At 63.5% G+C, this 12,189-nt stretch carries 13 protein-coding genes; 10 read left to right on the top strand and 3 right to left on the bottom strand.

Features of this window, described 5'->3' with window-relative positions:
- Nucleotides 1-42: 42 nt before the first annotated feature.
- The 8 genes from OKW44_RS17535 (at nucleotide 43) to OKW44_RS17570 (ending at nucleotide 5,918) form a co-directional block, all read left to right on the top strand.
- The gene (locus OKW44_RS17535) at nucleotides 43-474 is read left to right on the top strand and encodes a hypothetical protein (RefSeq protein WP_239499207.1); all 432 of its coding nucleotides are present in this window, start codon (nucleotides 43-45) and stop codon (nucleotides 472-474) included.
- On the top strand, nucleotides 467-958 hold the full coding sequence (locus OKW44_RS17540; RefSeq protein WP_018423077.1) for a hypothetical protein: 492 nt from the start codon (nucleotides 467-469) through the stop codon (nucleotides 956-958). The genes OKW44_RS17535 and OKW44_RS17540 overlap by 8 nt, the downstream gene beginning before the upstream one ends.
- A complete protein-coding gene (locus tag OKW44_RS17545) occupies nucleotides 955-2,562 on the top strand; it encodes a hypothetical protein (RefSeq protein ID WP_018423076.1) in 1,608 nt (535 codons plus the stop codon). The genes OKW44_RS17540 and OKW44_RS17545 overlap by 4 nt, the downstream gene beginning before the upstream one ends.
- Nucleotides 2,563-2,734: 172 nt before the next feature.
- On the top strand, nucleotides 2,735-3,871 hold the full coding sequence (locus OKW44_RS17550; RefSeq protein ID WP_018423075.1) for a PFL_4669 family integrating conjugative element protein: 1,137 nt from the start codon (nucleotides 2,735-2,737) through the stop codon (nucleotides 3,869-3,871).
- A gap of 31 nt (nucleotides 3,872-3,902) precedes the next feature.
- Nucleotides 3,903-4,313: a hypothetical protein gene (locus OKW44_RS17555; RefSeq protein WP_018423074.1), complete on the top strand. Its 411-nt coding sequence runs from the start codon at nucleotides 3,903-3,905 to the stop codon at nucleotides 4,311-4,313.
- A 132-nt stretch (nucleotides 4,314-4,445) separates the two neighbouring features.
- Nucleotides 4,446-5,015, top strand: coding sequence for a single-stranded DNA-binding protein (locus OKW44_RS17560; RefSeq protein WP_018423073.1), 570 nt, complete (start codon nucleotides 4,446-4,448; stop codon nucleotides 5,013-5,015).
- Nucleotides 5,016-5,098: 83 nt separating this feature from the next.
- Nucleotides 5,099-5,365, top strand: a complete 267-nt coding sequence (locus OKW44_RS17565; protein ID WP_113062008.1) for a hypothetical protein — start codon at nucleotides 5,099-5,101, stop codon at nucleotides 5,363-5,365.
- A 268-nt stretch (nucleotides 5,366-5,633) separates the two neighbouring features.
- Complete coding sequence (locus tag OKW44_RS17570; protein ID WP_018423071.1) at nucleotides 5,634-5,918, top strand: HU family DNA-binding protein; 285 nt, start codon at nucleotides 5,634-5,636, stop codon at nucleotides 5,916-5,918.
- A gap of 53 nt (nucleotides 5,919-5,971) precedes the next feature.
- Here the strand turns inward: OKW44_RS17570 and OKW44_RS17575 are convergent, their stop codons facing one another.
- The 3 genes from OKW44_RS17575 to OKW44_RS17585 all read right to left on the bottom strand — a co-directional run bounded on the left by OKW44_RS17575 (nucleotide 5,972) and on the right by OKW44_RS17585 (nucleotide 9,603).
- On the bottom strand, nucleotides 5,972-7,201 hold the full coding sequence (locus OKW44_RS17575) for a hypothetical protein (protein ID WP_018423070.1): 1,230 nt from the start codon (nucleotides 7,199-7,201) through the stop codon (nucleotides 5,972-5,974).
- Entirely contained in the window at nucleotides 7,202-8,074 is an 873-nt protein-coding gene (locus tag OKW44_RS17580; RefSeq protein ID WP_018423069.1) for a hypothetical protein, read from the bottom strand. It lies immediately after the preceding gene.
- Nucleotides 8,075-8,346: 272 nt separating this feature from the next.
- Nucleotides 8,347-9,603, bottom strand: coding sequence for a carbon-nitrogen hydrolase family protein (locus OKW44_RS17585; RefSeq protein WP_026226273.1), 1,257 nt, complete (start codon nucleotides 9,601-9,603; stop codon nucleotides 8,347-8,349).
- A 674-nt stretch (nucleotides 9,604-10,277) separates the two neighbouring features.
- On the opposite strand from OKW44_RS17585, the gene OKW44_RS17590 reads away from it, so the two are divergent.
- Together OKW44_RS17590 and OKW44_RS17595 are read left to right on the top strand one after the other, a co-directional pair.
- Nucleotides 10,278-10,892 carry a DUF4365 domain-containing protein gene (locus tag OKW44_RS17590; RefSeq protein ID WP_239499205.1) on the top strand — a complete coding sequence of 205 codons (615 nt, stop codon included), beginning with the start codon at nucleotides 10,278-10,280 and terminating at the stop codon, nucleotides 10,890-10,892.
- Nucleotides 10,889-12,046: a hypothetical protein gene (locus OKW44_RS17595; RefSeq protein WP_026226272.1), complete on the top strand. Its 1,158-nt coding sequence runs from the start codon at nucleotides 10,889-10,891 to the stop codon at nucleotides 12,044-12,046. Before OKW44_RS17590 ends, OKW44_RS17595 begins: the two co-directional genes overlap by 4 nt.
- The last annotated feature ends 143 nt before the right edge of the window (nucleotides 12,047-12,189 follow it).

Consider the following 12,189-nt stretch of genomic DNA (forward strand, 5'->3'; position numbering starts at 1 on the left):
GCAATCAGGCGTGTGCTCAGTGATGCCCGTTCGCCGGCGCTTGTGCGCGATCTGCTGACCGCGGGTGCAATGCGTGTCTTTGTGGATGCCGGCGCGTTGCAGCGTCGCTGCGAGCTGCTTGAGCGTCAGTGGCGCGATCAGGACCTGTTGCGCGCCTTTGTGGAGCGGCAGGCGAGCATTCCGATGATCCGAACGTTTTTCCGCACCACCACGCGCGCAACGATTGCACGGCTGCGCGCCGAACTCAATGTCGCCGCGCCGACGAAACCGCGTGCGCTGGCGCGCTCCGGAATGGATCTGCTTTTCGATGCGTGGGCCAGTCTGAAGGACATCGGCGACCTGCGCGAACGCTATCTGGCGCTGCATGAGCGATGTGGCGGGCAATGGTCGCTCGCGACGCTTTTCGCGGCGCTCGACGCGGACACCGGAGACGTTGCCCCACCTTCTTCCCACCAGGAGTCTGACCATGTATGACATGCGACTTGATCCGCAGGGCAACCTGCTGCCCGGCAAGACCTGGGACGATTCACCCGGACTGCCGCCTGCCGAAGCCGAAATGGTGCTCTCGATGCTCGACGTGCCGATCGCGATAGACCGCTGTTTCGTCGAGGTCTGTGGCGACCTCGCCGCGGCCGCCATGCTCACGGAACTGTCGACGGTTGAGAGCGAGACGGGACGTCACCACGACTGGCTTCAGGTTGCGCCCGACGAGTTCGCGCGCAGACTGGCGCTCACCGAGTCGCAGCAGCGCGCCGCGCGGCGACTGCTCCGGTCGAAAGGCCTGATCGCGCATCGTCGGCGCAAGACGCTGCTGGCGGATGAGTTCCGTATCCTCTGGCCGGCTGTGCTCGCGCTGCTTCAGCGCAAAGCGGAGGAGCGCACCGCGCATATTGTCTGGCCCCCCGTACGTCCCGATCAGCCGCAACAGCTGAATCAGCTGCAGGAGGTCCAGTCATGATGCCCGGTTGCCATCCCTATATCACCGAGTTCGAAACGATGTGGGCCCTCCTCAGGCCGTATCGTCCCATCGCTTTCGGGACGCGCATGGCCCGCATCACCGGACATCCGAAGCAGGCGCTGCTGCTCTCGCAGTTGGTGTACTGGACGCGACGCGGACGCGATGTGGAGGTCAATGGCGGCTGGATCCACAAGACCCGCGAACACTGGCTGATCGAGACAGGCCTGTCGCGTGAAGAGCAGGAAAATGCGCGGCGGCGCATGCGGGACCTGAACCTGCTGGCCGAATGGCGTGGTGGTCAGCCTGCGCGCATGCATTACCGGCTGGAGGTGGAAGCCATATCGGCCGCCGTTCGCGCGACCTGTCCGATGGCCGTGCAGCTCCCAGCATCGATCGAAGCGATGCGGGCGGATCCGTTCGCGGGTGACGCGTTGCTGGGGCCGACTGTCGCGTACCGACGCGTTTTTGTTGATCTCGTCGGCAACGTGAATGCCGCGCTGCTGCTCTCGCGCATGGTGCAGTTGCAGCGCCGCGAGGCCGACCGGCAATGTACCTGGTTCACGCACACGGCCGGAGAGTGGCAACGCACGCTGGGACTTAACCGGCGTCAGCTCGATAACGCGAGAGCGCGGCTTGTGCGCCAGGGGCTGATTCGCGAGTTCATGCGCCAGTGCACCGGCCGCCGTGTTTTCACCCAGGTCAATGCGGGCGAACTGAAGCGCCAGCTCGAACGCCTGGTGTCGCGCGGCGATGTGCGCGAGCGGCTCGCGACGCGCAAGCGCCTGCTCGCGCAGAGTCTGCGCGAAGGAGACGCGCGTGCAGCCGTAGCGACGCTACCGGCTGTTACCCCGGGTAACACCCGGCCGTCCGCCATTGAAGTTCATGCGCCACACGTGCGTGCCTGGGTGGCGGAGCACCCGAAGTCGCCAACCGGAAGTCTCCGGCTGTATGTGGATCCGCCTGCGGTGCCACTGCAGTTGGCGGGTTTGATCCATTACCGATGGCGGGAAACGGGCGTTCCAGACGCGCGCGTATACGGAAGGATTACATACAAGACTACAACGACCGCCGGCCCAGCGATCTCGACCGGCAAGAGATCAAACGCGGTTGTGGTGGGAATCGACCTTGGCGCCGATTCTGGTTCGCCGATCTTGCCATTGCCTGCGGCAGACGACCCCAGCGTGCTCGTTTGGCCCACCATGCTGCCGGTCAACGTTCGCGCACTCATCGCCTCGCACCTCGCACGGGTTCCTGCGACCGACCGCCAGATGTTGCTCGACGAGATGGCGGCAGGCCACCGGCGCCAGCCGGTGCAGTTGCCCGTCGCGTACATCGCAGGGCTCGTGCGACGCTATATCGGCGGCGAGTTCATCCCCACCAGGGCGCACCTCGAGCGCGCGGCACGCAGGCGGGCGACCGGGGGGGAGGGCACGAACGCTGGGTCAGTGCTTCCAGGTGATGCGATGGAGCCGGGCGCGTCGACGCCTGAGACGGCCCGCCGGAATCTCGCAGCCATTCGCGATGCACTGCGCGAACGGATCGCACATCGGCCTGCGCGTCATTCGGCCTGCGGGGCGGCCAGTCAGGCGGGCGCCCATGCGTGACCGGATCCATCGCGTTTGCGGAGCACATGCGCGTACTAGCCCATGTTTTCCCACCGCGGGCGCTGTCACCCCGGTTAACACGCGACTGTGCGGGGCTGCCTGCTGTTACCCGGGGTAACAGCGCTGGCGTTTCCCTCACTGTCCAACGAACACCTGTTTCAGGGAGTCTGTTATGGATACACCGTCCGCCGCTTCGTCTCACACCATTGATCCGTCTGTCGACGCCTTCGAGCGCTCCACGTCGTCCCCGTTTGCCGACGGTTATGACGTTGATACTGAACGCGCCGTCCTTGCACACCTAATTGTCGACGGTGATCCCGACCCTGCCGATCCACTGTTCGGCCGCTACCAGTTGCTTCTCGAACGCGAGGAAGCGCTGAATCGCATGCGCGAAACTCACACGCTGCGACAGGGCAGCGATCCACTGGTGCGCCCGCACGAGGCTCAGGAGATCAGCCGCATGGGTCAGCTCGGTAGCGACGGTGCGGACCGCATGCGGCTGCACACGCGCGACGCGATGCGGCTGTTTCTTGGCCGGGCCGTAGCTCCAGGCGAGTCGGGACATGCGATGGCGGGCGGCCGCCGCGTGGCTGCGTCGCTGCGCGCGTTGTGGTCGCTCTCGGGCAACGACAACCCCTATGCGGACTGGAAGCTCATCGAGATCGCGGATCGCATCTCCGGCATCCGGCGCGCGAACGAGCTCGAGCAGCAGCATGCCCGCCAGTTGCTGGATGCCGCGCACGAAAAAGGCCTCGAGTATTCGGTGCTGCAATCACGCGAACCTGCGCACGTCTCGCTCGAGTTTGGCTCACCGTACGGTTACATGATCGTCATGCTGCTTGTCGAGCTCGACTATCTTGTGCGCCTCGTTCGTTCCGCGGTGTTGCGCGACCTGATGTCGTCGACAGAGGGCTTTCGGCGCATCGGCTCGGCCAAGCACCGGTGCCTGTCCGTGTTCCATTTCGCGGTGCACTGCCAGCGCGTGCTGACGCGCGCCGAACTGCTGCCGCTTTCGCGCATCGACTTCCTGCCGAATGCGGATGCTGCCGCACGCGAACGCGTTGAAGCGGCGCGCGCGCTGCTCGGTGTATTGCCGCGGGACGTCTTCACCGGCGCGCGTGAGCCACGTCACAGCCGGCGGCGCGTGAGTCGCCTGTCGGATGTGGAACTGCGTCTGCTCGACAGTGTGCCGCTGTCCGGGGACGACGCGGTCGCGCAAGCCGCAGCAGACGCCTTGGTGCAGCGATGCGAGGACTGCGGCAATGACTGGCCGACCTTCGGATCTGGATCGACGTTCAAAGGCCTTTAAGGGTAAGGGAGCGGGCAGCCCTGAGCCAGCGATGGCGCTACCTGTATCACGGATCGCGGGCGACGCCGGGATACGCGTGCTGCTGCGCTCGTACGAGCACTGGCTCGAGGACACTGTGACGGAAATGCAGACGCTGGCCCTGGAGAGCACGACCACCGGGCTCGACGTGTCGCTGCGCTGCGTGCGCATTGCACTGGCGAGCGGCGCGACGCGCCATCGTCTCGACTGGTTCGTCCGCGGTGAGCCGCATGCTATCGCCTGGCCGCGCGCGAAGCAATGTTTCAATCGCATTCCGGCGCCGCTGCGCGCGTACCTGCAACAGTGCGACGCGCGCGCGAAGGAGCTCAACGCACTGGAGTCGGTTTTCCGGTATGCGGCGAGCCAGCTCACGATGTATCTGGAACACGGCACAGTCAAGGTTCGAAGGATCGACGGCACCTGAGACAGGTGCGTGGTCCCGTCGCGTTGCGACCGGCGGGGGCATCAGGCTAACGCAGAGCAGCCATCCGAAAAAGCAGGCAATGGACAGCGCGTTCGTATCACAGGGGGCAATCCTTGATGAACGGAGTCCGCAATGGGCATCTACGCAGAACTGGTCGGCAACGTGCTGGCGTCGCCGACGATGAAGCAGGTCAACACCGCCAGCGGCACGCGGCGCATCGTCGAACTGCGCGTCATGTCTGCCAGCTACCGGCGTCGTGACGACGGGACACTGGAGCAGCGCGAAGGTCGGACCTTTCCTGTCGACGTGACGGTGTGGAACGAGCGCCTGACCGAGCGCGTGATGCAGCATATCCGCACGGGCGCGAGCGTTGTCGTGCGCGGCGACTTCTACGTGAGTCCGTGGATCAACCGCGAGAACGAGGCCGACGCGGGCGCCCATATTGACGCCGAATCCATTGCCCTGAACCTCGTGCGGATCGATCAGGTGGTGTACCGCCCGCGCCAGACGCGCGAGTCCGATGCCCCGGCACAGGACGAAGGCGCCGGCGAGCCAGCCGGTCCGGCCGATGGCGAAGCGGAAGAGTCCACGTCGGTCGAGGAACCAGGAACGCCGCCGGATCCCGCAGACTTCGATGCGGCTACGTCTGTCCAGCCTGCAGGCCGGCGTTCGCGTCGGGCGGCGCGAGCCACGGCCGAATAGCTTGCACCTTCGTCGATGTCATGCGCGCGCGCACCGTTCGCCGTGAATGACTTCTACGCTGGAGTATGGTGGAGGGCACGGAAATGATGGACGTCAGCTCGCCGGCCATGCCGGACGTTGAGGAACTGCGCATGTTGCGGGCGCTGGTGTATGAGGGCGTAGCGCTAGCGCGCCACGGGCCGTACGTTGCGCGGTTTCACAGATGGATCGTCCAGGTCTCGCGCGAGGGCCGCCGCAGCGCGGGTTGCTTTGCGCCGGTCACTGTCGAGATCCGCCACCCCCATGGCGAATTACTCGAGCGCACCTGTCTGGTAGTTGACGACCGTGCCGACCGCGAGACAGGACGATGAGGGTGCTTGCGTCATCGCTGGATCAATGTCTTTCGCTCTGGAGATTGCCGCGTTGAGGCAGACGGCCGTGACCGTCTATATGCGATGCTGTGGCTATTGGCTTACCATATCGAGTCCGTCAAATTGGCGAGAGAGGGCGAGAGTGAGCTTATGCGGTCGGCTGTCTTCGCGGTACGGTACGCGGATTCGTTTGCTGTAGCGGCCATCCGCGTAGCTGACCACGCAATATCGTGCCGTCTTATTTTTTGTATTGACAGAAGGAGAATTCATGAACAAGCAAGAACTGATTGATGCCGTCGCGTCAGCAACGGGCTCGAGCAAGGCCATCGCGGGCGAGTCCATCGATGCTTTTATCGGCGCGATTACGGAGGCGGTGGTCAAGGGTGATACCGTGCAACTAATCGGATTTGGCTCGTTCAGTCAGGGCAAGCGTGCGGCGCGCACGGGCCGCAATCCGGCGACTGGCGAGGAGATCAGCATCGCTGCCGCGAAAACTGTGAAGTTCACTGCAGGCAAGGGATTCAAGGACTCGGTCAACGGCGGCGAGCGGTAGGAGAGTTATCCCGTCACGGGCTACCTGGACGGCGGTTGCTTCGCCGGGTGCTGCTACCGGATATGCGGCGCGAGCACCTTGCCGACGAATGCGGAGGCTGCAGTCGGCCCGAACTGTTCCCGAAGTCGCGCGTTGAGAGCATCGCGGGAAGCGCCGCTCGCGCAGGCTGCGTCGGTGAGCGCCGTATAGGCATCGAGCACATCTGCCCCCGTGATCTCGTACCCGGCGCCGGCGTCGATCCAGCGCAGTGCGGCCATGCCGCAGGTTATCGCGAACGCCGGCTGCCGCTGCACGAACTCCCGTGCTGCCCGAATCAGGGTACGCGGGTCTGTCGGGCTGGTCCGGATGAGCGACGTCGCGAGATCGAAGAGTCCCGCGTCCTTCGCGGACGCAAACCATTTGCCTTCCGAGCCGGGCTCGTTTTCGATCAGGTCCTGCAGGATTGCTGCCTGCGATCTCCCGGGATACTTCCTCGCGATCGCACGGAAGGTCGCGAGGTACGTCCCTGAGCGGTTAGCCGCGATCGCATACCGCCGGTAGGCCTCATCCGGCATGCCGCAGGCGAGCAGGATCGTCTCGCAGGCGAGGGCGATCGCACTTTCCGGCGCATGGGCGTCACGAGACTGCTCGGCGTAACGCAGCGCCTCTTCGGGCCGGCCGAGTGCCACGAGCGCCTTTACACCCCATTGCCGGTACCCCCACCATGTCATGCGCGCCGAGTCGACCAGTGCGAGCAGTTCGTCGAATCGGTGCGCGACGTAAAGCGCACTCATGCACGCGGTAGTCCCGACAAAAAATCCACCCTGGCCGTCGGGGCCGATCACATGGGCCGTGATGGGCAGCAGCCTGTCCGCCCATGCGGATGCCATATCTGGTGTTACAGCAAGATCTCCCCACACATCGGCGAGGCGTTCGATATACGGCATCTGGTCTTCCTGCAACGCCTCAAAGAGACGTTCCAGCCACGCCTGTCTGATTGTGGATTCAACTTTGGCTGCGGCAATCAGCGGAGCCAGTGCATCGATGGCCCGATTGACTGCGGTGCCCATCGCGCCGGACGAACCGTCGACCTGTTCCAGTGCCGGAGACAGTTTTTCGAGCAGGAGGACTGCGCCTTCGGCGGCAAGGACGGCATCGGAGCGCGCCACCTGCCGGATCTCGACGACCGCTTCCTTCAGCCGCTGGATCGGCAGCGCTGATTTCCAGCCGAAGGCGTTACGCCGGAAACGGGCGACGAAGGTCCATCGATGTGAGCTCGTGTGTGACATCCCGGTTTTCAGCATTCAGCGCGTTTTCATGTAGTGCCGGTAGAGGGGATCGTGGAGGTCACGCAGATCGCGACGGCTCTCCATCAATTCGTGGTGACGGCCTTCGCGCTCGAGCGCGAGCAGCCGAAGCACGAGTCTTGCTGCCCGTTCGGGCTCGGTGTCACGGCAGGGTTGTGCCTGCTTCAGCAGCGGTGCGAGTCCGGTTTTCTGAATCAGCGCCCAGGCCGGAAACCACGCGAGGTCGACGATATCGCCGCTTCCTTCAAAGGACGCATCGAATGTCCTGCGCAGCGTGTCCAGCGAGCTGTCCTCGAGATGCCGGAGCAGGCCATCGAAACGGGTGGGAGCAAGCCATGCGAGTTCGGCCAGAAGTGGCCAGGCGGCCTCGAGACCATCGAGCCGGTATCGGCATTCGACCATCCACATCAGCGGTGCGGGAATGCGTCGCCAGGATTCGATGCGAATGACGGCGGCTTCAGCGGCTTTCCAGTCGCCCGTATGCAGGTAGAGCGCGGCGCTGTGTGCATCGGGCTGGGCCGCACGGAACGCCAGACTCGCAGCGCGTTGCGCGAGTTCGTTCCAGAACGGCGCAAGCCAAGCGATGGCGGCCCGTTCGCCCATCAGCTGGTTCGCCGAGGGTCGGACGCGGGTCAGTAGCGTCTCCCGCGCGCCAAGCGCGGCGTCATGGTTTGCGAAGGGTAGGCTGCAACGTGCTTCGAGGGCGGTCACGAGCGTGTCAAGCGCCACGAGTGCCGCGTCGTCTGGATATTCATGTCCGAGGATCCGCAGCGCACGGCGGGCGCCGGAGGCATCGTGGTGTTGCAATGCCGACAGGACATCGTTGCGCAGCATCACATCACGGCTGTCGTCAAAAATATCGAGTTGCATGGGTCGGACTCAGAAGAGCTGGTCGCCAGGACTCACAAGGTTATGCCACTTCACTACGCTCCTCAACGGGCGTCCGTCTTCAAAGATGGACTCGATAACGGCGCGCTGGCCGCTCGCCTCGGCAACCACGCGCACCATCCTGTCCCGGTAGCGCATCAGCGCACCGATCGGTGGGCAAACGAGGCGCTTTCGTCTTCGATCGGCTTTCAGCATCAGGACAGCAGGAGCGGGAACCTGGCGGATTATCCCACGCCTGCCCGCGCCAACGGCGGCTACCGGTTCACCGCACGCAGCAATGGCACACCGGACAGTCGGGCGATCGCGGCGACACCCTGGCGCTGGATGTGTGCGAGCGCGAGGTCCGAATCGAACCAGCTGTTGGACAGGCTGACGAGCACATCGGGCGAATGCAGCAGGATGCGCCAGTGCGGCCACCACAATAGGTCTTCATAGCAGATCGAGAAGGCCACGCTCTTGCCTGCAACCATGACGTATGGCTGGCTGAGACTCCCGCGGGTCGCGCTGACGGCCGCACCGGGGCGCCACAGCGCCGCCGGCACCGGCTGGCGACTATCCAGGCGGCCGTGGTCCGCGCCGACGATGACCGCGCTGTCGGTGTACCGGAACGGCGTGCCGGACGCGGTCAGGTCCATGCCGACGATCAATGTTCGCTTTGCCGCTGCGAATGCCTGGATATCGTCACGCCACCAGTAGCCCATCGCCGGACGCCACAGCCCTACAATTTCCTCCGGAAGGACAACAACGGTGGCACCTTCGCTAAACGCACGCTGTGCGATGGTCTGGACCTGTCGCGTCCGCGCATAGAGCGACGTATAGCTGGACTGATCGAACCGGCCGAGGCGTGTGTCGAGTGCTGTCCACCGGGACGGTACAACTGGCGCGCTCGCCACACTTCGCGCGAGAAGGGATAGGATCACTAGCAGCGTTGCAACCTGTCGGGCGAAGCGACCGAGTGAGACGGAGGCCGCGCACGCGATGGCGGTTATGCCGAGCACTAGGCCTGGTGCCTTCCAACCGGGAAACAGGGTGCCGGCGACATATGCCGGCGATAACCACCCAATGATCCCGAGTGGCGGTACGGTCACGAGCACGGTCGCGATTGCGGCGCACAAGACGTGGCGTGTGGCGCTCGCGTCCGACTCGGGTTTGAGCACGGCCCACGGTGTCGCCAGCACGCACGCCTGCGCGATCCAGAACGAGAAGCCGAGCATAAGCGCTTCGGGGCGCGTCAGATCTCCATAGCCGGAAAAGAAGCGCATGCTCACGAGGGGAATGTCCCGTGCTCCAGCGAGGTAGTAGCCGATCCAGATCGCGAGTGCCGAGGTACGTCCGCGCGCGCGCGACCATACGGCCGGCAGGAGCAGCAGGAGCACCTGCCAGTGCCCCGGGTACCATGTGGCCAGCGCCACTAGCGCGCCGGTGGCGATCAACGCCACGCATGCGATGCTGCGTGGGAGAGACTGGACAGTAGCCCGCGTGGATGGAAGAAGTGGAGGCAGCGCAAACATGGGTCCAAAGGGAGGCAGAAGTTAGCGGCACGGTCGATACCGGCCGGGCTTTCCCAGTGATGCGCGCGCTGCATTGTCGAGCATAGGACAGCTTTTTCGTTCGCGCTACGTCGAAAGATCAGCGTCGAGAGAAAAGACACCAACACAAAAAGCTCTCGCGGAATAGCGGGGAACGCAGAGAGAACTGTCGGCCGGAAGGCGACCTTCGCCCGACGCGTCGCGAGGACATTCAGACGGCAGCTCCACCGTGCGGATTCGATCGCCGGATGCTGGCGTCGTGTCATCGGCCTAAGCCGCCGTTTGCTCAGTCGCATATTGGGTCGCCCGCGAACATCGGCTTTCGAGAGGTTCGGATGATTATTCCCGACCCACACGGGTCGCTTGTGCAAAACGCAGAGCTTTCGAAAACATCGCCCTCACTCCTCCGAATTGGACGTATTAGTGATCTAAAAACCAGTAGGCGCTGGGCCGCTCACCACACCGCCCTCGATCGGGGGGGACAGTTGGATCTTTTCCTGCCGCCGCGCGTGGCCTTCCACACAAATCGCTCTCACTTGCATATTCATCGCTCACCTGCCGCGCGCTGTATAAATATACTGTTGTCTCGATGCCCCCTTTTCTAAGTCCGACGACCGATGGCAGGGACGTTTTTCCAACCGCCACGACGATCCGCGATGAACCGCCGCCTGCACGACCAGTGGCCCAGGCTTCCTAGCGGCTTTTTCGTTACAATCGCCCGAGACCAAGGCGTCTGCCAAAGCGGCGCTGATGACCACGAGGGGCGGTGGGACATGCATTCAACGAAACAAAAAGAACAGTTCAGCCTCGCCTACGTACACGCGATCGCCGCGCACGCCGGCTTGAACCCGAGCGTCCCAGTCGTGGACGACGACAGCATCGACGTGATGCTGAAAGGCAAAGGCTATACGGGCAAGGTCCGCGACCCTGCAATCCAGCTCCAGTTGAAATGCACCGCATCGCCGACTATCGTTGGCGAGGTGTTGAAGTTTGATCTGCCCATCAAAAACTACAATGACCTGCGCGGCACCAACGTCCTGAGCCCGCGCTACTTGGTCGTGTTGACCGTCCCCAAAGAGTTGCCGGACTGGATCGAGCATGACCCAGAGCACATGGTGCTGCATAACCGGTGCTTCTGGGTTTCTCTGCGTCACCATCCCGACATTGCGAACGACGAGACGGTGCGGGTCGACATTCCGATGTCGCAGCGTTTAACCACCGAGAGCGTTTTGAAGCTGGTGACGCTCGCGAGTAACGGGAACAGCGCATGAGCCGGGATACCAACCCAATCCTCGTTAGGGACGTGACCCCGGACCTGCTCGAGGCGTACCTGACGACCAACGAATGGACGTATGACGGTGACCTCCACAATCTCGCGTCCATCTGGCATCGCTCGGAGCCCGAGCACCACGACGCCGAGATCCTCCTGCCGCGCACGGCCGATTTGAAGGACTACATCGACCGAATGGCGGACGCCGTTCTGGTGATCGCAGCGTTCGAAGAGGTCGAACCCGCGGCTGTGGTAAAGGCGGTGATCGGCCACTTCACCGACCAAGTGCGGATCCGCGTGATTCACACCGACGTGGCGGCCGGCACTATTCCGCTCAAAGACGGCGTGTTACTCAACCAGCACGCTCGCGACCTGATGGCTGCGGCGGCGATGTCCACGGGTTCCAAGCGGCGTCACTTCACCTCCAAACCATCGCCCGTGGCGAAAGCGTTCCTCGAATCGTTGCGCCTGGGGCAGACCGAGGAGGGCAGCTACGTGGTGAACATCATTGCGCCGCTCGACAAGAACCAAGGCAATCAGCTTGGGTTGCCCGCCGTTCCGCTGGGCAACGTGGTCACCGACAATTTGTCGTTGGGCCTGTTCGTATTGAACGACGCCTTGGAGTGGTACGGTCGAACCCTCGATCGAACGATCTTCGACAACGCGGTGTTGAGCGGCGCCAGTGCGAACATGTGCGACGCGCTGATCGGTCTAAGCGGCCTAGAAAAGAACCGCGAGGTGGAGATCACCGTGGCGCCGGCGGGTTCGCAACGGACCACGCGCACGACCCGGACATTTTTGTTCGACGGTAAAAAGATCGAGCACCTCGGGATCGCGTCCGCGTACTACAAGGACAACTATGTCGCCGAGAACCAGACGGTTGTCGGCACCATTCAGCGGTTGGACCGGCCCGTGGACCAAGATCGTGGGACGATCACGATTGAGGCGAAGATTCGGGACGCCGAGAAGCACATTGCCATCGAGCTTGCGCCCGACGACTACGAAAAAGCGATCACCGCTCATCAACAGAAAGAAGACGTGCAGTGCACCGGCGACCTGTATGTGTCGCCCCGCAAGGCGACGCTGCTGTCACCGAGGGGCTTTCGCGTACTCGCGAGTCGAAACCTGTTCGACGATCAGGCGAAACCCAGCTAAACCCTATGTCAAGCCTGATTTCCCGAAAAAAGCGCCGGCTCGAAGCCTTCGTCGGCATGGCTGTGATCATAACGTCAACTCATTGTGGACCTAGAGAGGTTCCACGACGTTCCGATCGAACTGGTAACTAAGGTTGCAGGCAA

Source organism: Paraburkholderia lebeckiae, assembly GCF_050436325.1.
Lineage (GTDB): Bacteria > Pseudomonadota > Gammaproteobacteria > Burkholderiales > Burkholderiaceae > Paraburkholderia > Paraburkholderia tuberum.